The organism is Nocardioides guangzhouensis (assembly GCF_004519545.1).
Classification (GTDB): domain Bacteria; phylum Actinomycetota; class Actinomycetes; order Propionibacteriales; family Nocardioidaceae; genus Nocardioides; species Nocardioides guangzhouensis.
The window spans coordinates 34195-54468 of record NZ_SDKM01000033.1; the positions used below are offsets into that span (position 1 = coordinate 34195).

Annotated in this window: 21 protein-coding genes and 1 tRNA gene; 16 read left to right on the forward strand and 6 right to left on the reverse strand. The window is 72.5% G+C overall.

The window, feature by feature from the left end; all coding sequences use genetic code 11:
- Positions 1-8: 8 nt before the first annotated feature.
- The gene (locus tag EKO23_RS19175) at positions 9-203 is read right to left on the reverse strand and encodes a hypothetical protein (protein WP_134719735.1); all 195 of its coding nucleotides are present in this window, start codon (positions 201-203) and stop codon (positions 9-11) included.
- 74 nt (positions 204-277) lie between these two features.
- Between EKO23_RS19175 and EKO23_RS19180 the strand changes: the two genes are divergently transcribed.
- Positions 278-616 (forward strand): hypothetical protein, encoded by a 339-nt coding sequence (locus EKO23_RS19180; RefSeq protein ID WP_134719736.1) that lies wholly within the window; start codon positions 278-280, stop codon positions 614-616.
- Between the two features lie 54 nt (positions 617-670).
- On the opposite strand, the gene EKO23_RS19185 is transcribed toward EKO23_RS19180, so the two are convergent.
- Genes EKO23_RS19185 through EKO23_RS19195 form a run of 3 tightly spaced genes read right to left on the reverse strand, consistent with a single transcriptional unit; the run spans position 671 to position 2725 of the window.
- Positions 671-1705: an adenosine deaminase gene (locus tag EKO23_RS19185; RefSeq protein WP_134719737.1), complete on the reverse strand. Its 1035-nt coding sequence runs from the start codon at positions 1703-1705 to the stop codon at positions 671-673.
- 46 nt (positions 1706-1751) lie between these two features.
- Positions 1752-2498, reverse strand: a complete 747-nt coding sequence (locus EKO23_RS19190) for an alpha/beta fold hydrolase (protein ID WP_134719738.1) — start codon at positions 2496-2498, stop codon at positions 1752-1754.
- A gap of 29 nt (positions 2499-2527) precedes the next feature.
- Positions 2528-2725, reverse strand: a complete 198-nt coding sequence (locus EKO23_RS19195; protein ID WP_134719739.1) for an alkyl sulfatase C-terminal domain-containing protein — start codon at positions 2723-2725, stop codon at positions 2528-2530.
- A gap of 239 nt (positions 2726-2964) precedes the next feature.
- Between EKO23_RS19195 and mfd the strand changes: the two genes are divergently transcribed.
- The 11 genes from mfd to EKO23_RS19245 all read left to right on the forward strand — a co-directional run bounded on the left by mfd (position 2965) and on the right by EKO23_RS19245 (position 13182).
- Positions 2965-6420: a transcription-repair coupling factor gene (gene mfd / locus EKO23_RS19200; protein WP_425464410.1), complete on the forward strand. Its 3456-nt coding sequence runs from the start codon at positions 2965-2967 to the stop codon at positions 6418-6420.
- Positions 6417-7115, forward strand: a complete 699-nt coding sequence (locus EKO23_RS19205) for a hypothetical protein (RefSeq protein WP_134719741.1) — start codon at positions 6417-6419, stop codon at positions 7113-7115. Before mfd ends, EKO23_RS19205 begins: the two co-directional genes overlap by 4 nt.
- Positions 7112-7813, forward strand: a complete 702-nt coding sequence (locus EKO23_RS19210; RefSeq protein WP_134719742.1) for a nucleoside triphosphate pyrophosphohydrolase — start codon at positions 7112-7114, stop codon at positions 7811-7813. Before EKO23_RS19205 ends, EKO23_RS19210 begins: the two co-directional genes overlap by 4 nt.
- Positions 7814-8064: 251 nt before the next feature.
- Positions 8065-9342, forward strand: a complete 1278-nt coding sequence (eno, locus tag EKO23_RS19215) for a phosphopyruvate hydratase (RefSeq protein WP_134719743.1) — start codon at positions 8065-8067, stop codon at positions 9340-9342.
- A gap of 22 nt (positions 9343-9364) precedes the next feature.
- On the forward strand, positions 9365-10006 hold the full coding sequence (locus tag EKO23_RS19220; RefSeq protein WP_134719744.1) for an FtsB family cell division protein: 642 nt from the start codon (positions 9365-9367) through the stop codon (positions 10004-10006).
- 19 nt (positions 10007-10025) lie between these two features.
- Complete coding sequence (locus EKO23_RS19225) at positions 10026-10520, forward strand: DUF501 domain-containing protein (RefSeq protein WP_134719745.1); 495 nt, start codon at positions 10026-10028, stop codon at positions 10518-10520.
- Entirely contained in the window at positions 10517-11425 is a 909-nt protein-coding gene (locus EKO23_RS19230) for a Ppx/GppA phosphatase family protein (RefSeq protein WP_134719746.1), read from the forward strand. The genes EKO23_RS19225 and EKO23_RS19230 overlap by 4 nt, the downstream gene beginning before the upstream one ends.
- Positions 11426-11510: 85 nt before the next feature.
- Entirely contained in the window at positions 11511-11783 is a 273-nt protein-coding gene (locus tag EKO23_RS25420) for a hypothetical protein (RefSeq protein ID WP_167880555.1), read from the forward strand.
- An 80-nt stretch (positions 11784-11863) separates the two neighbouring features.
- Positions 11864-12646, forward strand: coding sequence for a uracil-DNA glycosylase (locus tag EKO23_RS19235; protein WP_217702705.1), 783 nt, complete (start codon positions 11864-11866; stop codon positions 12644-12646).
- Between the two features lie 27 nt (positions 12647-12673).
- A tRNA-Leu gene (locus EKO23_RS19240) sits at positions 12674-12747 on the forward strand.
- Positions 12748-12807: 60 nt separating this feature from the next.
- The gene (locus EKO23_RS19245; protein ID WP_134719747.1) at positions 12808-13182 is read left to right on the forward strand and encodes a nuclear transport factor 2 family protein; all 375 of its coding nucleotides are present in this window, start codon (positions 12808-12810) and stop codon (positions 13180-13182) included.
- A 19-nt stretch (positions 13183-13201) separates the two neighbouring features.
- On the opposite strand, the gene EKO23_RS19250 is transcribed toward EKO23_RS19245, so the two are convergent.
- Positions 13202-14956: a DUF6752 domain-containing protein gene (locus EKO23_RS19250; protein WP_167880557.1), complete on the reverse strand. Its 1755-nt coding sequence runs from the start codon at positions 14954-14956 to the stop codon at positions 13202-13204.
- Positions 14957-15183: 227 nt separating this feature from the next.
- Between EKO23_RS19250 and EKO23_RS19255 the strand changes: the two genes are divergently transcribed.
- Positions 15184-16056 carry a Bax inhibitor-1/YccA family protein gene (locus EKO23_RS19255; protein WP_134719749.1) on the forward strand — a complete coding sequence of 291 codons (873 nt, stop codon included), beginning with the start codon at positions 15184-15186 and terminating at the stop codon, positions 16054-16056.
- 160 nt (positions 16057-16216) lie between these two features.
- Here the strand turns inward: EKO23_RS19255 and EKO23_RS19260 are convergent, their stop codons facing one another.
- Positions 16217-17305, reverse strand: coding sequence for an SGNH/GDSL hydrolase family protein (locus EKO23_RS19260; RefSeq protein WP_134719750.1), 1089 nt, complete (start codon positions 17303-17305; stop codon positions 16217-16219).
- Between the two features lie 97 nt (positions 17306-17402).
- On the opposite strand from EKO23_RS19260, the gene EKO23_RS19265 reads away from it, so the two are divergent.
- The 3 genes from EKO23_RS19265 to EKO23_RS19275 are packed head-to-tail and all read left to right on the forward strand — an operon-like array spanning position 17403 to position 20243.
- Positions 17403-18782 (forward strand): cystathionine beta-synthase, encoded by a 1380-nt coding sequence (locus EKO23_RS19265; protein ID WP_425464411.1) that lies wholly within the window; start codon positions 17403-17405, stop codon positions 18780-18782.
- A gap of 1 nt (position 18783) precedes the next feature.
- Positions 18784-19566 carry a sulfite exporter TauE/SafE family protein gene (locus tag EKO23_RS19270; RefSeq protein WP_134719752.1) on the forward strand — a complete coding sequence of 261 codons (783 nt, stop codon included), beginning with the start codon at positions 18784-18786 and terminating at the stop codon, positions 19564-19566.
- Positions 19557-20243 (forward strand): YigZ family protein, encoded by a 687-nt coding sequence (locus EKO23_RS19275; RefSeq protein WP_246051191.1) that lies wholly within the window; start codon positions 19557-19559, stop codon positions 20241-20243. The genes EKO23_RS19270 and EKO23_RS19275 overlap by 10 nt, the downstream gene beginning before the upstream one ends.
- Positions 20244-20274: the final 31 nt, after the last annotated feature.

Genomic DNA, 20274 nt, shown 5'->3' on the forward strand with positions numbered 1-20274 from the left:
GGCTCCGGTCAGCCCTCGAAGTCGTCGTCGTCGCCGGCCGGGACCTCACGCCGCTGCTCGGCGACGTCGCCCTCGTCGGCACTCCACGGCAGGTCGCCGCGGTCGTCGTCGGAGACCTCGCGGTCCTCGTCCGGTGTCACGTCCTGCTGCTGCTCCGCGACGTCGGCGGGGTCGGCGTCGGGCAGCCCTCGCTCGGTGGTCATCCCTCATGGAACCGCGTGCGGGGCGCACCGCACAACCACACGCCGTACGTCGTAGACCGCCCTTCGCTGGAGGCGTGAGCGACGTGTGGACCACGGTGGCCCGGGAGCGGGCCGCTCTCGGCGACGACCCGGCCGCGACGCTGGCGGAGTTCCGGAGCAAGCAGGACTCGACTGAGGCGTCGCCGGGGCCGAAGACCTCCTGGCTCGGGGAGGCGATCGTGCACAGCGAGGACATCCGGCGTCCGCTCGGCATCCGGCACACCTGCAGCCCGGGTGCCGTGCGCCGGGTGATCGACTTCTACAAGGGCTCCAACGTGCTGATCGACGTGCTGGTGGCTGCCACCGGGCGCGGTGTGGCCTGTGACGCGCTGACCGACGACGGCGTGGCGACGCTCCGGGAGCGCTGCGCCTAGGTCGTGTCGCACACGTCGTTGGTCCAGATGAGGATCGCCAGGGACGCCTTGTGGCTAGGTCGGTCGGCCGGGAGTCCCGCCGTGCTTGCCCTCCGGTTCGCTGAGCGCGACGCTCAGCTCAGTCAGTAGTTGCTGCTTGCGTCCGGGATCGGCGAAGGATGCCTCGATCGAGTTGCGAGCCAGCGTCGCGAGGTCTGCACGTGTGAGAAGGCCGGCTTGGGTGAGGGCGTCGAGATTGTCGTCGACGTAACCACCGAAGTACGCCGGGTCGTCAGAATTGACGGTCACCTTGATCCCTCGCTCCAGCATGGTTGGCAACGGGTGTGAGGCGATGTCGTCAACTACTCTCAGGCTCACGTTCGACAGAGGGCACACGGTCAGCGGCACCTGGTCCTCAACGAGGCGCCGGACGAGCTGGTCGTCCTCGAGGCAGCGCACGCCGTGGTCGATCCGCTCCACGCCCAACACGTCGAGGGCCTCCCAGATGTAGCTGGGTGGACCTTCTTCACCAGCGTGGGCCACGCGGTGCAGCCCCTCGGCGCGAGCGCGTTGGAACACCGTGGCGAATTTCGACGGAGGGTGCCCTACCTCAGCGGAGTCGAGACCCACGCCGATGAACGCTGCGTCCAGGGCCAGGGCTGCGTCCAGGGTTGCCATCGCCGACTCCTCGCTCTCGTCCCGCAGGAACGCCACGATCAGCCCGGTGCTCAGCCCATGAGTCCGTAGCGACCCGGAGAGGGCGCTGGCGACTCCCGCCATGACGTCGGGCAGGGGGACCCCCCGGGCAGTGTGTGCCTGGGGGTTGAGGAAGACCTCAGCGTGCCGCAGCCCCGCCGCAGCCGCGCGCTCCAGGTAGGCCGTCGTCATGTCGGCGAAGTCTTCGGCGGTCCGCAGGACGTCGATGTTGGTGTAGCACAGGTCCAGGAACGACTGCAGGTCGGTGAAGGCATAGCGTGCCCGCAGCTGGTCGATGCTCGAGTACGGCAGCGCGATCTTGTTCCGTTCCGCGATCGCAAAGATCGTCTCGGGTTCGAGGGTGCCTTCGAGGTGCAGGTGGAGCTCTGCGGCCGGCAGCATGGAGGTGTGCATGTCACCTCCGCGCCTGTTCGACACCCCGACTCCAGGAATGGAAAGACTACGACAACGAGACGGCTCGCAGCAGGTCGACGACCGCGGCCGGCTTCTCGACGTGCGGGTTGTGGCCGAGGCCCGCGAGCGTGACCGGGTCGTCCACGAGGTCGCTGACGTTCTCCGGGCGGACGAACGGGTCCTCCGAGCCCCGCGCAAGCACCACCGGTACGCCGACCCGGGCCAGGGCCGCCGCGATGTCGGGGGTGCCGAGGTCGTTGGTGCCCGGGTCCTGGGTGACCGTCCACCCGTCCCCGGTCTGCGTGACGCCGGCGTCGAGGGCAGGGTCGTCGGGCGGCAGCAGGCCGGCCAGCCCGGCCACCTTCGCGTGCCGGACCAGAGCCTCCTCGCGGGTGGCGAGCACCCGCCGCGGCTTCGCGGCCAGGGCCCGCATCCCCTCCACGTGGGCCGGCGGCCACCAGGTCTTGACCGAGAACGCCACCACGCGGCGTACGTCGGGACGGCCGGCGGCCAGGTCCAGCGCCACCATCCCGCCCATCGAGTGACCCAGCAGCACCACGTCGCGGCCGTCCGGCAGCAGGTCGGCGACGGCGGCTGCGTGCCCGGCGAAGGAGTACGTCGGCAGGGCAGGGGAGCGGCCGTGGCCGGCGAGGTCGACGGCCAGCCACCCGCCCTCCCACGCGTCCGGAAGCAGCGCCTCGACACCGCGCCACACCTCCGCGGTCGCGCCGAGCCCGTGCAGCATCACCAGCAGCGGTCCGTCGTCGCGGCCGCCCGAGCGGGTCCAGAGCATGCCGCCACCCTTGCAGACGGCGACGAGTACTACGGCGTGACGATCGGGAACGCCGGGTCGGGCGTGTCGAGCAGCGACAGGAGCCGACCGAGGACGGCGGGGTTCCCGTGGTAGATCCCGCCGGTCACCTCGAAGAGCCCGTGGCCCGCGCACATCTGCGCCTGCCGCCAGAGGCTCGGGTGGACGGTGTCGGGGCAGTCGGCGTCGAGGTACCCGAACTCGGTCATGTCGAAGACCGTCCGCCCGTCCGCCGTCGTCACGGTCACCGGGTCACCGGTGGCGACGAGACCCCGCCGTGCGTCCTCGACGTCGGTCCGGTCTTCCGGGGCGCACCCGTAGAATCGCCCCGTCCACCCCCTCGCCGTCGCCGGCAGGGGGCGCTCGTGCTGTCCCCCGAAAGGTTCGACCCGTGCGCCTGCAAGGCCTCGCCGACGCGGTCCTCGCCGACCCGACCCTCACCGCAGCGATGGGCGACGTCGACGGCGTCGCCGCGCTCGACCTCACCGGCCCGGCCGGGCTGCGCCCGTTCGTGGTGAAGGGCCTCGCCGACCGCGGCCGCACCGTGCTCGCGGTCACCGCGACCCAGCGCGAGGCCGAGGACCTGGTCGAGTCGCTGGCCGACCTGGTCGACGCCGACGCGATCGGCTACTTCCCGAGCTGGGAGACGCTCCCGCACGAGCGGCTCAGCCCCCGCAGCGACACCGTCGGCCGCCGGCTCGCCGTGCTCCGCCGGCTCTGCCACCCCGACGAGGGCCGCCTGCAGGTCGTGGTCGCACCGGTGCGCTCGGTGCTGCAGCCGCAGGTCAAGGGCCTCGGCGACCTCGAGCCGGTCGACCTCCGTCCCGGCGACACCATCGACCTCGACGACCTGTCCCGCCGCCTGTCGGACGCGGCGTACTCCCGGGTCGACCTGGTCGAGAAGCGCGGCGAGTACGCCGTCCGCGGCGGGATCGTCGATGTCTTCCCGCCCACCGAGGAGCACCCGCTCCGGGTCGAGCTGTGGGGCGACGACGTCGAGGAGATCCGCTCGTTCGCGGTCGCCGACCAGCGCACCCTGGAGAAGGTCGACCGGCTCTGGGCGCCGCCGTGCCGGGAGCTGCTGCTCACCGACGACGTACGCCGGCGTGCGGCCGAGCTGGGCCGGCGGCACCCGCAGCTGGTCGAGCTCACCGACAAGATCGCCAACGGCATCGCGGTCGAGGGCATGGAGTCGCTGGCGCCGGTCCTGGTCGACGACATGGAGCTGCTGGTCGACCTGATGCCCAAGGACACCCACGTCCTGCTGCTCGACCCCGAGCGGGCCCGGTCCCGTGCCCACGACCTGGTGGCGACCAGCGAGGAGTTCCTCGGCGCCAGCTGGGCGGCCGCGGCCGGCGGCGGCCAGGCGCCGATCGACCTCGGCGCCGCGTCGTACCGCGAGCTCGGGGAGGTCCGCGAGCACGCCCTCGCCGCCGGCCTGTCCTGGTGGTCGGTGAGCCCGTTCGGCCTCGACGACGAGATGGTCGTCGACGACGACGGACTGGCCCAGCGCACCGTCGACGCCAACCCGGTCGACGCCTACCGCGGCGACGTCGAGGCCGCGATCCGCGACATGCGGAAGTGGCACGGCGAGGGTCGCAAGGTGGTGGTCGTGCATCAGGGGCACGGACCGGCGCAGCGCACCGTCGAGGCGCTCGGCGAGCACGACCTCGCCGCCCGCCTCGACGACGAGCCGGCCTCTCTCGACTCCGCGGTGGTCACGGTCACCACCGGCTGCCTGCTGCACGGGTTCGTCGCGCAGGGCATCGCGGTGGTCACCGGTGAGGACATCTCGGGCCAGAAGGCCTCCACCCGCGACATGCGGAAGATGCCGGCCCGGCGCAAGAAGCAGATCGACCCGCTCGAGCTCAGCCCCGGAGACTACGTCGTGCACGAGCAGCACGGCGTCGGCCGCTACGTCGAGATGAAGCAGCGCGAGGTCGGCGGCGCGGTCCGCGAGTACCTCGTCCTCGAGTACGGCGCCTCCAAGCGCGGCGGCCCGCCCGACCGCCTCTACGTCCCTGCCGACGCGCTCGACCAGGTCACCCGCTACGTCGGCGGCGAGCAGCCCAGCCTCGACCGGCTCGGCGGTGCCGACTGGGCCAGGCGCAAGGGCCGGGCCCGCAAGGCGGTGCGGCAGATCGCGGCCGAGCTGATCAAGTTGTACGCCGCCCGGCAGGCCACCCGGGGTCACGCGTTCGGTCCCGACACCCCGTGGCAGCGCGAGCTCGAGGACGCCTTCCCGTTCCACGAGACCCCCGACCAGCTGTCCACGGTCGACGAGGTCAAGGGCGACATGATGCGGCAGGTCCCGATGGACCGGCTGGTCTGCGGCGACGTGGGCTACGGCAAGACCGAGATCGCCGTACGCGCGGCGTTCAAGGCGGTGCAGGACGGCAAGCAGGTCGCCGTGCTCGTGCCCACCACGCTGCTGGTCACCCAGCACCTGTCGACGTTCACCGAGCGGATGAGCGGCTTCCCGGTGGTGCTCAAGGGCCTGTCCCGGTTCCAGACCGACAAGGAGGCCCGGGAGGTCATGGAGGGACTCTCCGACGGCACCGTCGACGTCGTGGTCGGCACGCACCGCCTGCTCAACCCCGACATCCGGATGAAGGACCTCGGTCTGATCGTCGTCGACGAGGAGCAGCGCTTCGGCGTCGAGCACAAGGAGCAGATGAAGCGGCTGCGGACCAGCGTCGACGTGCTGTCGATGTCCGCGACGCCGATCCCGCGCACGCTGGAGATGGCGATCACCGGCATCCGCGAGATGTCCACGATCGCGACCCCACCGGAGGAACGGCACCCGGTGCTGACCTACGTCGGTGCCTACGAGGACCGCCAGGTGATCGCGGCCATCCGGCGCGAGCTGCTCCGCGAGGGCCAGGTCTTCTACATCCACAACCGGGTGCAGTCGATCGAGAAGGCCGCCCAGCGGATCCACGAGCTGGTGCCCGAGGCGCGGGTCGCGACCGCGCACGGGCAGATGAACGAGCGCCAGCTCGAGCAGGTGATGCTCGACTTCTGGGAGAAGCGCTTCGACGTCCTGGTCTGCACGACCCTGGTGGAGTCCGGCCTCGACGTGTCCAACGCGAACACGATGATCATCGAGCGCTCCGACACCCTCGGCCTCTCGCAGCTGCACCAGCTGCGCGGCCGCGTGGGCAGGTCGCGGGAGCGGGCCTATGCCTACTTCCTCTACCCGAGCGAGAAGCCGCTCACCGAGACCGCGCACGAGCGGCTGGCCACGCTGGCCCAACACTCCGACCTCGGCGGTGGCATGGCGATTGCGATGAAGGACCTCGAGATCCGAGGCGCCGGCAACCTGCTGGGCGGCGAGCAGTCCGGCCACATCGCCGACGTCGGTTTCGACCTCTACGTCCGACTGGTCGGCGAGGCGGTGCACGAGTTCCGGGGTGACGCCGAACCGGAGCTCGAGGAGGTCCGGATCGAGCTGCCGATCGACGCGCACCTGCCGCACGACTACATCCCGTCGGAGCGGCTGCGGCTCGAGATGTACAAGCGGCTGGCCGAGGTGCGCTCCGACGAGGACGTCGCGTTGCTGCACGAGGAGATGCTCGACCGCTACGGCAACCCGCCGAAGCCGGTCACCAGCCTGCTCCAGGTCGCTCGGTTCCGGGCCCGCGCCCGCCGGGCCGGGATCGCCGAGGTCACCATGGCCGGGCGCAACGTGCGTTTCGCCCCGGTCACCCTGCCCGACTCGCGCGTCGTACGCCTGAACCGCCTCTACCCGAAGTCCCTGGTCAAGGCGCCGACGAAGACCGTGCTGGTGCCCCGCCCCGGGATGGGGGTGCAGGCGCTGCGTGACGAGGCCCTGCTTGAATGGGCCCGCGGGGTGATCGACTCCGTGCTCGACCCGAACGATTCCAAGGAGCCCAGTTCGTGAGGTCTCTCCGCACGTACGCCGTCGCCGCGCTCGCCGTCAGCGCGCTCGCCACCGGTTGCAGCGCCGCCGACGTCCACCCGGGCCAGGCAGCCGTCGTCGAGGGACACGACATCTCGATGAGCACCGCCGACGACTTCGCGGACGAGTTCTGCTCCCTCAACGAGCCGTCGCTCAAGCAGGGCGACCTGGCCTTCCCGATGGTGACCCTGCGGGCCCTGTCGCTCAACATCCTGATCCAGGACGAGCTGCTGCACCGGTACGCCGACGAGCGCGGCTGGACGCCGCCCGCGTCCTACCGTCAGGCCATCGCCGGCCTCGACGACGAGGCGACGCAGGCCAACGTGCCGGCCTCCGACGTCGAGGCGTTCAAGAAGGTGCGCACCGCGCAGGAGTACGCCGCGTGGGTCTACGTCCGCGCCGGCCGCGAGGTGCTGATCCAGGAGGGCAAGCCGCTGGACGACCAGCAGGCCTACGACCGCGGCCGGCTGATCCTGCGGGAGTGGATGGAGAAGCAGGACGTCACCGTCGACCCGCGCTTCGGCACGATCGACGAGAAGGGCGACGTCGTGGCCCCCGACGGCGGGCTCTCGGTCGCCGTCAGCGACCTGGCCCGCAAGGGCGCGACGCTGCCGCCCCTCAACTCCCGGGACACCGCGTACGCCGACGCGCTGCCGCCGTCGCAAGTCTGCGGGTGACCGGCAGCCCGGACCCGACCGGGTCGTCCGAGAGCGGACGGCCGCTGCTCGAGCTCGCCGAGGTGATGGCGCTGCTGCGGGCCGAGTGCTCCTGGAAGGCGGGGCAGACGCACCGCTCGCTGGCCCGGTACCTCCTCGAGGAGACCCACGAGACCCTCGAGGCGATCGACACCGGCGAGGAGTCCGGTGACTGGGCGCACCTTCGCGAGGAGCTCGGCGACCTCCTGCTGCAGGTGTACTTCCACGCCGTCATCGCCACCGAGCGCGGCGAGTTCACCATCGACGACGTCGCCGGCGACCTGATCGCCAAGCTGCGCCGCCGCAACCCGCACGTGTTCGGGGCCGACGGCTCTTCTCGCGCGACGGACCCGGCCACGATCAACGAGGTCTGGGAGGCGATCAAGGCCTCCGAGAAGCAGCGCACCTCCGTGCTCGACGGCCTGCCGCCCACGCTCCCCGCGCTGCTCCTCGCCGACAAGGCCCTCGACCGCCTCGCCCGCACGACAGGCCAGGAGCCGCGCGCCGAACGGCCAGGTCTTGCGGGCCGAGCGGCCAGCCCTGACGATGCCGCTGCCGCCGACCCGGCGACCGACGTGGGCGAGCGGCTGCTCGCCCTGGTGGCCGAGGCCCGCGGTGCCGGGGTCGACCCGGAGCAGGCGCTCCGCGACGCCGTACGCCGCCTCGTCGCCGACCGCTGACCAGCCCAGGTGCCCGGTCTTGGTGGCCGAGGTGCCCGGTCTTGCGGCCGCGGGTGCGCAACTCGGGGCACCTCGGCGCGCAATTCCGGGCACGTGGGCGAAGGAGGTCCCGTCGAGCGGGTGCTCCCGGGAACCACCGGCCGACAGGGCTAGGCTGAGGGCCGTCCGCTTCCCGGGGTCGTTCCCGGGCACGTCGCCCGAACCATCAGCCCCGACCACCCAGCCCGAACCACCAGCGCAGGAGCAGTGCCGTGGCATCCATTGCAGCAGTCGGCGCCCGCGAGATCCTCGACTCGCGCGGCAACCCCACCGTCGAGGTCGAGGTCCTCCTCGAGGACGGCGTGCTCGCCCGCGCCGCGGTCCCGAGCGGCGCCTCCACCGGCGCGTTCGAGGCGGTGGAGCTCCGCGACGGCGGAAAGCGCTACCTCGGCAAGGGGGTCGAGAAGGCGGTCGCCGCGGTGGTCGACAAGATCGGACCCGCGATCGAGGGTCTCGAGGCCGACGACCAGCGCGTCGTCGACCAGACGATGCTCGACCTCGACGCCACGCCCAACAAGGCGAACCTCGGCGCGAACGCGATCCTCGGCGTCAGCCTGGCGGTCGCGAAGGCCGCGGCGGACAGCGCCGGCCTCCCGCTCTACCGGTACGTCGGCGGCCCCAACGCGCACCTGCTGCCGGTGCCGATGATGAACATCCTCAACGGCGGCTCGCACGCGGACTCCAACGTCGACATCCAGGAGTTCATGATCGCGCCGATCGGCGCCCCGACCTTCCGCGAGGCGCTGCGCTCGGGCGCCGAGGTCTACCACGCGCTCAAGTCCGTGCTGAAGAAGAAGGGCCTGGCCACCGGCCTCGGCGACGAGGGCGGCTTCGCCCCCGACCTGCCGTCCAACCGGGCCGCGCTCGACCTGATCGCCGAGGCGGTCAAGGCCGCGGGCTTCAAGCTCGGCAAGGACATCGCGCTCGCCCTCGACGTGGCGGCGAGCGAGTTCCACGACAAGAAGAAGTACGCCTTCGAGGGCCAGAAGAAGTCCGCCGAGGAGATGACCGCCTACTACGCCGACCTCGTCGCGTCGTATCCCATCGTCTCCATCGAGGACCCGCTCGACGAGGACGACTGGTCCGGCTGGACGACGCTGACCGGCCAGCTCGGCGACACGACCCAGATCGTCGGCGACGACCTCTTCGTGACCAACGTCGAGCGCCTGGGCCGCGGCATCAAGGAGCAGTCCGCCAACGCGCTGCTGGTCAAGGTCAACCAGATCGGCTCGCTCACCGAGACCCTCGACTCCGTCGACCTCGCGCACCGCAACAACTTCCGCTGCATGATGAGCCACCGCTCCGGCGAGACCGAGGACGTCACCATCGCCGACCTCGCGGTAGCCACGAACTGCGGCCAGATCAAGACCGGCGCCCCGGCCCGCTCCGAGCGGGTCGCGAAGTACAACCAGCTGCTGCGGATCGAGGAGGAGCTCGGCGACGCCGCCCGGTACGCCGGCGCCTCCGCGTTCCCGCGGTTCCAGCGCTGACCGGACGGGCTGACGGGGAGACATGGCCGACGACCGACGTACGCCGCGGGGGCAGCGCCCGCGCAGCCGCTCCGGACCCGGGCGCTCGCCCGGGCCGTCGCGGCGTACGCCGTCGTCCCCCGGCGCCCGCCCCGCCGACCGGGCCGCCGACCGTGCTGCCGACCGTGCTGCCGACCGCTCCAGCCGCGCCCCGCGCCGGCCGGGAGGGCCCCGGGGTACCCGGCGCCCGCGGCTGACCGGGCGCGCCGCGATCCTGGTGCTGGTGCTCGCGGTGCTGACCGTGTCCTACGCGTCCAGCCTCCGCGCGTACCTCCAGCAGCGGCAGCACATCAACGACCTCAACGCGCAGATCGCCGAGACCGGCCAGGACATCCAGCAGCTGGAGCGCGAGAAGCGGCGCTGGGACGACGACTCGTACGTCGCGCAGCAGGCGCGGCAGCGGCTCAACTACGTCTTCGTGGGGGAGAAGAGCTACGTCTTCCTCGGCGAGGACGGCGAGCCGATCGAGCCCAGCGACACCCTCTCGGAGACCACGCCGGGTGACGACCGTGCGCCGACCGCCTGGTGGTCGACGACCTGGCGGTCGGTCGAGGCAGCCGGCCACCCGCCGTCCGCGAAGGACGAGCAGAAGCCCGCCGGCACCATCGAGGCACCGTCCGAGTGAGCAGCCGAGCGAGCATCCCGTGATCTCCGACGACGACGTGGCCGCGGTCGAGCGTCAGCTGGGCCGCCGCCCGCGCTCCATCCACGAGGTCGGCCACCGCTGCCCGTGCGGCAACCCCGACGTGGTGACCACCGAGCCGCGCCTCGACGACGGCACCCCGTTCCCCACGACCTTCTACCTGACCTGCCCGCGCGCGGCGTCCCGGATCGGCACGCTCGAGGCGTCCGGGCTGATGAAGGAGATGCAGGACCGGCTCGGCACCGACCCCGAGCTCGCCGTGTCGTACGCCGCCGCGCACGACGCCTACCTCGCCGCCCGCACCGCGATCGGCGAGGTCCCCGAGATCGACGGCGTCTCCGCCGGCGGGATGCCCGACCGCGTGAAGTGCCTGCACGTGCTGGCCGGCCAGTCCCTCGCCCAGGGCCGTGGCGTGAACCCGCTCGGCGACGAGGTGCTCGACCGGCTGGGCGACTGGTGGGCGAGCGGCCCCTGCCTGACCCCGGACGAGCAGTGACGGTCGTCGCCGCGGTCGACTGCGGGACGAACACCATCAAGCTGCTGGTCGCCGACCTGCCCGACGGACCGGAGCTCGAACGCGAGTCCCGGGTGGTCCGGCTCGGCCAGGACGTCGACCGCACCGGGGTGCTGGCCGACGAGGCGCTGCAGCGCACCTTCGCCGCGATCGACGAGTACACCGCGCTCGTGACCCGCCACCCGGTCGAGCGGATCCGCTTCTGCGCCACGTCCGCCACCCGGGACGCCGGCAACGCCGCGGTGTTCGCGGCCGGCGTCCACGCGCGGCTCGGCGTCGACCCCGACGTGGTCACCGGCCCCGCCGAGGCCCGGCTGGCGTACGACGGCGCGGTCCGGCACCTGCGCGAGCGGCCGGCCGTGCCGGTGCTGGTGGTCGACGTCGGCGGCGGATCCACCGAGCTGATCCTCGGCGACGGGGAGCCGACCGCGGAGCACTCGATGGACATCGGGTCGGTCCGCATGCACGAGCGGCACCTGCGCTCCGACCCGCCGACCGCGACCGAGGTCGCGGCGGCGGCCGCGGACATCGACGCCCACCTCGACGCCTGCCCGGTGGACCCGGCGGCTGCGGCCACCGTGGTCGGGGTCGCGGGCACGGTCACGACGGTGGCGGCGGCGGTGCTCGACCTCCCGACGTACGACCGTGACGCGATCGACCAGTCCGTGCTCGCGGTCGAGGACGTGCATGCCGCCACCGAGCGACTGCTGGCGATGACGCTCGCCGAGCGCCGCGCGCTGCCGTTCATGCACCCGGGCCGGGCCGACGTGATCGGCGCGGGGGCGCTGGTCCTCGACCGGGTGCTGCGCCGCACCCGGGCCGCGGGGCTGGTGGTGTCGGAGGCGGACATCCTCGACGGGATCGCCTGGTCGCTCGTCGACGGGTGAGCCCGCCAGGTGGGTGCCCGTCGTGTGCCCCTGCGGGGGATTGGGTACGGTCGGGGGGACACCACGTCTCGAGGAGGAGTCCCCCATGCGCGTGCTCAAGATCCTGCTGCTGGTCGGCATCGGCTACGTGCTCGGCGCCCGTGCCGGTCGCGCCCGCTACGAGCAGATCAAGAACCGCTACCAGCAGTTCGCGAGCAACCCGACCGTGCAGAGCACCGTGCACAAGGCCGAGGAGACGGTGAAGGCCCAGGCCCCGGTGGTCGCCGACAAGGTCACCGCCGCCGCCGGCGCCGCGGTCTCCAAGGTCCGTCCGGGCGGAGGCGAGCACGCCGCCGAGACCCCGGGATCGACGATCTGAGCACCAACGCCCGGGACGTCCCCGTCCCGTCCGCCGTACCGCTGCCCCATCCTGTGATCGGGCAGCGGTTCGCGTCTCCGGTGCCGCCCGGCACCGGCTGGCCGGACGACCCGGCAACGGCGGACACCCCGGTTGCGCACGACCGCGACGACGTACGCCGCCTGGCCGGCGACGCGTGCCTGGACGACCTGGACGCCCGGGTCTCGGTCTGCCGGGCCTGCCCGCGCCTCGTGCAGTGGCGTGAGGACGTCGCGGTGGAGAAGCGGGCGGCGTTCGCGGGCGAGCCGTACTGGGGCCGCCCGATCGCCGGGTGGGGGGACCCGGAGGCGCGGGTCCTGATCGTGGGGCTCGCACCGGCCGCGCACGGAGGCAACCGGACCGGGCGGATCTTCACCGGCGACCGTTCCGGCGACTGGCTTTTCGCGGCGCTGCACCGGGCCGGCCTGGCCGCCCGGGAGACGTCGGTGCACGCCGGCGACGGGCAGCGCCTGCTCGGTGCCCGGATGGTCGCGGCGGTCCGCTGTGCCCCGCCGCTGAACAAGCCGACCACCGAGGAGCGCGACACCTGTGCCCCGTGGGTGAACCGCGAGGTCGGGCTGCTCGCCCCGCACGCGCGCGTCGTGGTCGCGCTGGGGTCGTTCGGCTGGGACGCCGCACTGCGCGCGTTCCGGGGCGCCCGCTTCGCGGTGCCCACCCCCAAGCCGCGCTTCGGCCACGGTGCCGAGGCGACCCTGGTCGGCCCGGCCGGCCCGGTGGTGCTGCTCGGCTGCTACCACCCGAGCCAGCAGAACACGTTCACCGGGAAGCTGACCGAGCAGATGCTCGACGACGTGCTGGGCCGCGCACGGGCCCTGGCTCGGTGACGCGGACCGCCCTCTAGGTTGGTCCCTGCCCCCGTATCCCAATCGGCAGAGGAAGTCGCCTTAAAAGCGATCCAGTGTGGGTTCGAGCCCCACCGGGGGCACGGCCCGTGCTGGTCCGGACCGGCCTGTGGTGACCGCCGCTCGCCGGACAGGGTGGAACCATGCTCGAGCTGGACGCCGTCCTGGACGAGTTCTCGGAGGCGTTCGGCGCGCAGGACGCCGAGCGCCTCAAACGCGTGTTCACCCGCGACCACGCCTCCCTGGTCACCTCCGAGGGACTGGCGCTGATCGGCACCGACCGGCTGCACCTCTTCTTCGACGTCTACGCCCAGCAGGAGACCCGGTTCACCTTCGAGTGGGACTACCGCGAGGTGCACGCAGCCGGGGACGCCGGCTGGGTCGTCGCGTTCGGCCGCGAGACCGCCGCCCGCCGGGAGGGGGACGTGACGATGCCGTTCCGGCTGACCCTGGTCTGCCGGCGCGACCCGGAGCAGGGCTGGGCGATCGCGCACCTGCACGCGTCCAGCCCGGTGTGAGCTCCGGGTGATACCGGGCTCAGGCGCCGGCCGGGCCCGCGTCCGGGCCGACGTCGGGGAGCAGCGCCCGCAGCCGGGCCAGCACCTCCGCGAGGCGCGGATCGTCCGGGTCGGAGGCCGGCACCAGGACCCCCGTGACCAGGTCGAGCAGGTCGACCAGCCGCTGGTGCTGGCCGCGGCTCTCCTGCACCTCGCGGGCCACCGCGTGCAGGCGGGCCTCGTGGCCCTTCGGGTGCTCCTCCGGAGCGGCCGTGCGCGGGCCACCCCAGCGGATCACCAGGCGGCACACATCAGGGTCCTCCCGCCCGAGCACCGCCCGACCCCGGCCCTGCTCGCGCTCGACCACCGTGCCGCCGTAGCGACGGATCTCGGCGACCACCTCGTCGGGGTCGAGGTACTGCCGGAAGTGGTCGGGGTACGTCGTCCGCTCGCCCGCGCTGGCCGGGGTCCGGAACTCGAGGAACGTGCGCCCTCCGGTGCGCTGCACCACCGCTGCGAACCGCCAGAACGCGTGCCGAGCGTGGTGGGTCAGGGCGTCCAGCAGGAACCGCGCGTGCAGGTGCGGCACCTGCTCGCGGCGGGTCAGCCGGGCCGCGAGCAGCAGCGGGGAGCGGACCTCGTTGAAGTTGACGCCCCGGTGCTCGAGCGAGACGTGGTGCTGCGACGCGTTCTGCCGGGCCAGCCGCATGCCGTTCGTGGCCGGCTCGAGGACCGTCGCCGGGTGGCCGGTCGAGGCGAACCAGACGGCGTCGCGGCCGTTGCCGGCGCCCACGTCCACGACCGGGCTGCCGGGGTCGATCCGCTCGGCCACCCACGCCGCGAACGCCGAGTGCTCGCGGGACAGGGCCTGGCCGGCGTCGCTCTTGTAGAACTCGTGCCAGTGCCGCAGGTGGTTGCGGCGTCCCCGCATCCACCCGTTGGTACGGCGCGTGGTCGCCACGGCCGGCTCGAACTTGAACGACGGGTCCGGCACCCGCCACCCCGCGCCGTACGTCGCCGCCAGCAGGTCCTCCGGCCGGGCCGGGCCGAGCACCTCGCGCCCCTCCAGCGTCATCGGGGCGACCGGCAGCAGCGAGGACCGGTCGAGCTGCGCGGACACGTTGGGCATGAGGTAGAACGTGTCGTCGACGTGGAAGCCGCCGAACACGTCGATGCCGCAGCGGCGGCCGTCGGCGAGGTCGACCCAGACCTTGAAGTCCGCCTCGGACATGCGCACCACCTGCCAGCCGAGCTGGCGCATCCGGCGGGCGGCGGCGTGGTTCTCGCGGATGATGTCGACCGGGTGGGTCTGGGCGCTGAGGTAGGCCAGGTCCGCGTCGGAGTCGTGGCCGATCATGTGGCCGTCGCGGACCGCACCGAGCAGGCAGCCGAAGGCCAGGAACGCCTCGAGGCCGCACTCCTGGCGCAGGTCGTGCTGCACGCGCTGCACCGCCTCGACGATCAGCTCCTTCGTGCCCGCGTCGGTCTTCGCGAAGGTGCGCTGCATCCGTCCGCCCTTGTCGACCGCGAGCTGGTAGCCGGACGCGTCGGTCACGTTGACCCGGTCCGCCGACTTCCCGAAGGCCACCTCGGCGTCGAAGAGGACCTCCTCGCCCACGTGCCGGCGTACGACGACGTGCCCGGCGCCGCGCAGGTAGGACCGCAACGCCGGGTGCCAGGGCACGCGGAGGCCGTCACCCTCGGGCGCGCCGTCGCGCCCCGGGTTGAACGACCAGACCCGATGTCCCTCGACCAGCACGTCGAGCGGGTCGTCGATCCCGGAGGGGAGCGTCACGCCCCGCCCGTCCACGCGTACCTTGTCCGTCACCCGTCTGCCTCCCTGAACCTCAGGGGGAGCGTAGGCCCGCACGGCGCGGGAGGCGACACCCCGCGCGGAACCGGGCGATCGGAACCACCCGTCACTCCCGTTCGTTCCCCAAGTACATCGCTCCACCTAGACTGGGGCGCACTCGGTGAGCCGTCAGAGCGACGGTCACCCCCGGCCTCCAAGGAGGAGACCACATGAGGAGCAACAACCCGGTGTTCAACCGGTCGCCCGAGTTCAACGGCCAGACCTCGAACGCGTACGGGAACATGGCCTACCCGGGCAACGGCGCCGCCTACCCCGGCTACGGCCAGCAGGGCTACTCCGACCCCTCCACCTGGGGCACCGGCACGCCCGGCACGCCCACCCAGATCGACCAGGGACGGATGACGATCGACTCGGTCGTCCAGAAGACCGCGATCTCCCTCGGTGTGGTGGTGCTGCTTGCCGCTGCCACGTGGATCATGACGCCCGACCTCACCAGTGACGCGGCCGCGGGCGGGCTCTACCTCGCCCTGATGGTCGGCTCGCTCGGTGCCTTCGCACTGTCGATCGTGAACTCCTTCAAGAAGACGATCAGCCCGGCGCTGATCCTGGCGTTCTGCGCCTTCGAGGGGGTGGCGCTCGGTGCGTTCTCCAAGGTCCTCGACAACGCAGTCGCGCCCGGGCACGGCATCGTCGTCCAGGCCGTGATCGGCACGTTCGCGGCGTTCGCGGGCACGCTTGCTGTGTACAAGTTCTTCGACATCAAGGTCGGCAACAAGTTCCGCACGTTCGTGACCGCCGCGATGTTCGGCATGGTGGCGCTGGGCCTGCTTGAGATTGTCCTTCTGGCCTTCGGCACTGGCACCGGCGTCCTCGGGTTCGGCGGTGCGGGCCTCCTGTTCGCGATCGGCGGCCTGGTGCTCGGCGTGTTCATGCTGATCATGGACTTCGACTTCGTGGAGCAGGGCATCGCCCAGGGCCTGCCTGAGCGCTACTCGTGGTACGCCGCTTTCGCGCTGACCGTCAGCCTGGTCTGGATCTACACCAACCTGCTGCGCATCCTGGCCATCCTCAACCAGGACTGACGCTCCGACATCGGTGACCCGGCACATCCTGTGCCGGGTCACCGTGCATTTCAGGCGCCGACCCGGCACAAGATGTGCCGGGTCGGCGTGGTTGCGGGTCAGGAGCCTGTGGACAGGTCCTCGTCGACGGCTTCCTCGGCGGCGTTGTCGGCNTTGCGGGTCAGGAGCCTGTGGACAGGTCCTCGTCGACGGCTTCCTCGGCGGCGTTGTCGGCGGCGTTGTCGGCGGCGTCCTGGAGAGTGTCCCCGGGGGCGGCCTCGGGCGCCTCGCCCTCGGTGCGCGGCCGGCGTCGCCGGTGCCGCAGCTCCACCCAGAGCCCGCGTACGCCGCGCCGCGAGCCGCCGATCTCGGTCCCGTCCAGCTCGGTGCCGGGCGTGCGGGCGGCCTCGACCGCTGCCCGGGCCACCGGCAGCACGCCCTCGCCGCGGAACGTCTCGGGCTGCGCCTCCTCGGCCCGGCCGAGGCCGAGCGCGGCCAGCGTCGACGGCAGCATCACCCCGACCAGCGAGGCGTAGCCCTCCGCCGACGGGTGGAACTGGTCCGGGCCGAACATCAGCGCCGGGGCCGCGTCGAACTCCGGGCCCAGGATGTCGCCGAGCGAGACGGTGCGGCCGCCCGCCTCGACGACCGTGATCGCCTGGGCGGCTGCGAGCCGGCGCGACCAGATCCGGGCGACCTGCTTCAGCGGCGGCGCGATCGGTCGGATCGTGCCGAGGTCCGGGCAGGTGCCGACCAGCACCTCGACGCCGGCGTCCCGGAGTCGGCGTACGGCCTCGGACAGGTGGCGGACCGAGGTCTGCGGCAGCACGGTGTGGGTCACGTCGTTGGCCCCGACCAGCAGCACCGCGACGTCCGGCTCGATCGGGAGCGCCCGCTCCACCTGGCCGTGCATGTCGGAGGTGAGCGCGCCGACCTTCGCGAACGAGCGGAGGTAGACCCGACGGTCCGCCTGCTCGGCCAGGCCCGAGGCGATCAGCGCGCCGGGGGTCTCCTCGACCCGGTCCACGCCGTACCCGGCGGCGCTCGAGTCGCCGAGCAGCGCGACCTTGATCGCGGGGGCCGGACGGCCCCGGCCGTACCAGCCGGTGGCGTCCGGAGGCGGCTCGTCCCGGGTGGTCCCGATGGTCTTCCGTGCCAGCTTGGCCTCGGCCGTCAGCACCCCGTAGAGGCTCGCTCCGAGCAGCGAGAGGCCGCCGCCACCGTAGGCGGCGGCCGACGCCAGCTTGCGTGCCGCACCTGCTTTCCCCACGTCCCCAACTCTACGGATCGGGCCAGACCACCGGGCGGGGGTCGCGCGCATTCGGGGGTGCACGCCGCGCAGGGCTAACGTGACCTCCGTGGACTACGTGAACTCTGTGCTGGACCTCATCGGCAACACCCCGCTGGTGCGGCTCGACAAGTCCCTCGACGACCTCGGGGACAGCCCGCTCGTGCTCGCGAAGATCGAGTACCTCAACCCCGGCGGCTCCGTGAAGGACCGCATCGCAACCCGCATGATCGAGGCCGCGGAGGCCTCCGGCGAGCTGCAGCCCGGCGGCACGATCGTCGAGCCGACCTCCGGCAACACCGGGGTCGGGCTGGCGATGGTGGCGCAGCAAAAGGGCTACAAGTGCGTCTTCGTCTGCCCCGACAAGGTCAGCGAGGACAAGCGCAACGTGCTCAAGGCGTACGGCGCCGAGGTCGTGGTCTGCCCGACCGCGGTCGCCCCCGAGCACCCCGACAGCTACTACAACGTCTCCGACCGGCTGGCCTCCCAGCCCGGTGCCTGGAAGCCCGACCAGTACTCCAACCCGAACAACCCGCGCTCGCACTACGAGACCACCGGTCCCGAGATCTGGAAGCAGACCGACGGCCGGATCACGCACTTCGTCGCGGGCGTCGGCACCGGCGGCACGATCAGCGGCATCGGCCGCTTCCTCAAGGAGCAGAACCCCGACGTCAAGGTGATCGGCGCCGACCCGGCCGGGTCGGTCTACTCCGGCGGCACCGGCCGCCCCTATCTCGTCGAGGGCGTGGGCGAGGACTTCTGGCCTGACTGCTACGACCGTGACGTCGCCGACCGGATCATCGAGGTCGCAGACAGGGACTCGTTCGCCTACACCCGTCGCCTGGCCCGCGAGGAGGCGCTGCTGGTCGGCGGCTCGTCCGGCATGGCGGCGTACGCCGCGAAGCAGCTGGCGCACGAGCTGGCCGGCACCCCCGAGGGCGAGAACGCCGTGATCGTGGTGCTGCTGCCGGACTCCGGACGCGGCTACCTCACCAAGGTCTTCAACGACGAGTGGCTGGCGTCGTACGGCTTCCCGGTCGGCGAGAGCGGCCCCGAGCAGACCGTCGGCGAGGTGCTCCGCGGCAAGGACGGCCAGCTGCCGGACCTGGTGCACACCCACCCCGGCGAGACCATCGCCGAGGCCGTGCACATCCTCCAGGAGTACGGCGTGTCCCAGATGCCCGTGGTGCGGGCCGAGCCGCCGATCGTGGCCGCCGAGGTCGCCGGGTCGGTCTCGGAGCGCACCCTGCTGGACGCGCTGTTCGCGGGCCACGCGAAGCTGACCGACCAGGTCGAGCAGCACATGTCCCCGCCGCTGCCGGCGATCGGCTCCACCGAGCCGGCCACCGCCGCGGTCGCGATGCTCGAGGGCGCGGACGCGGTCCTCGTGCACGAGGACGGCAAGCCGGTCGGCGTGCTCACCCGGCAGGACCTGCTGTCCTACCTGGCTCGCGCCTGAGGTGCCCGAGCCGTCCCTGACGGTCGTCGCGCTTCTGGTGCTGGCCGCGCTCGCGGCCGGCTTCGTCGACGCGGTCGTCGGGGGCGGCGGGCTGGTGCAGCTGCCGGCGTTGGTGATCGGCCTGCCGACCGCCTCGCCGGTGCAGCTGCTGGCCACGAACAAGCTGGCCAGCTTCTGCGGCACGTCGGTGAGCTCGGTGACGTACTACCGCCGGGTGCGGCCGGACCCCAAGACGTTCCTGCCGCTGATGGCGCTGGCGTTCGTCGGGTCGATGGCCGGCGCAGCGGCGGCGTTCTGGATCCCGCGAGACGTCTTCGAGCCGATCATCCTGGTGGTGCTCGTCGTGGTCGGGCTCTACGTGCTGTTCAAGCCGGAGCTGGGGGAGCGGACCGAGCTCCGGTTCAGCGGGCACCGGCACACCGCGGTGGCGATGGTGACCGGCCTGGCGATCGGGTTCTACGACGGCGCGCTCGGGCCGGGCACCGGGTCGTTCTTCGTGATCACGCTGGTCGGGCTGCTCGGCTACAGCTTCCTCGAGGCCTCGGCCAAGGCCCGGCTGGCGAACTGGGCCACGAACCTGGCCGCGCTGGTGGTGTTCGTGCCGCAGGGCGTGGTGCTGTGGGGCATCGGCCTGCTCATGGGCGTGGCGAACCTGGCCGGCGGCTACCTCGGGGCGCGGGTCGCGGTCGCGCGCGGTGCCGGCTTCGTCCGGATGTTCTTCATCGTGGTGGTCTCGGCCTTCATCGTCCGGATCGGCGGCGACGTCCTCGGCGTGTGGAGCTGACCGTGGTCACGTCGTACCTCACGGTTGCCCGGAACGGCACCGCCGAGATCGAGGTCAAGCGGTCGCGGTTCCTCTGCACGGTCGCGCGGGTCACCGAGGAGGCCGACGCGCGGGCCGTCGTCGAACGGCTGCGCAAGGAGCACTGGGACGCCCGGCACCACTGCTCGGCGTTCGTGCTCGGGCCGGCCGGGGCGGTGCAGCGGTCCAGCGACGACGGCGAGCCGGCCGGCACGGCGGGCGCCCCGATGCTCGAGGTGCTGCGCGGTCGCGAGGTCTCCGACGTGGTCGCGGTGGTCACCCGGTGGTTCGGCGGCGTGCTGCTCGGTGCCGGCGGCCTGGTCCGGGCGTACGGCGACGCGGTCCGGGCCTGCCTCGACGAGGTCGGCACCCTGCGCCGGTCGCTGCTCGCCGAGCACGAGCTGGTGGTCTCCCACGCCGACGCGGGCCGGCTCGAGTCCGAGCTCCGCGCCCGCGGCGTGACCGTCCTGGACGTGGCCTACGCCGACCGGGTGACCCTGCGCCTCGGCGTACCGGCGGACGAGGGTGTGCCGGCGGACGGGGCGGTGTCGGGGGACCGGGCGTCGGGAGGCTCCGGAGGCCTGGCCGCCCTGGTCGCCGAGCTCACCGCCGGCGACGCCGTACCCGTCCAGGTCGGCAACCGCTGGACCGACCTCTGACGAGGTGCCCGGTCTTGTCGGTCGAGGTGCC

What these genes read in the sequence shown, in the direction of transcription:
- EKO23_RS19175 (WP_134719735.1), bottom strand. Translation starts at nt 203, where the DNA reads ATGACCACCGAGCGAGGGCTGCCCGACGCCGACCCCGCCGACGTCGCG.
- EKO23_RS19185 (WP_134719737.1), bottom strand. Translation starts at nt 1,705, where the DNA reads ATGCACACCTCCATGCTGCCGGCCGCAGAGCTCCACCTGCACCTCGAA.
- EKO23_RS19190 (WP_134719738.1), bottom strand. Translation starts at nt 2,498, where the DNA reads ATGCTCTGGACCCGCTCGGGCGGCCGCGACGACGGACCGCTGCTGGTG.
- EKO23_RS19195 (WP_134719739.1), bottom strand. Translation starts at nt 2,725, where the DNA reads ATGACCGAGTTCGGGTACCTCGACGCCGACTGCCCCGACACCGTCCAC.
- mfd (WP_425464410.1), top strand. Translation starts at nt 2,965, where the DNA reads ATGGGCGACGTCGACGGCGTCGCCGCGCTCGACCTCACCGGCCCGGCC.
- EKO23_RS19220 (WP_134719744.1), top strand. Translation starts at nt 9,365, where the DNA reads ATGGCCGACGACCGACGTACGCCGCGGGGGCAGCGCCCGCGCAGCCGC.
- EKO23_RS25420 (WP_167880555.1), top strand. Translation starts at nt 11,511, where the DNA reads ATGCGCGTGCTCAAGATCCTGCTGCTGGTCGGCATCGGCTACGTGCTC.
- EKO23_RS19245 (WP_134719747.1), top strand. Translation starts at nt 12,808, where the DNA reads ATGCTCGAGCTGGACGCCGTCCTGGACGAGTTCTCGGAGGCGTTCGGC.
- EKO23_RS19255 (WP_134719749.1), top strand. Translation starts at nt 15,184, where the DNA reads ATGAGGAGCAACAACCCGGTGTTCAACCGGTCGCCCGAGTTCAACGGC.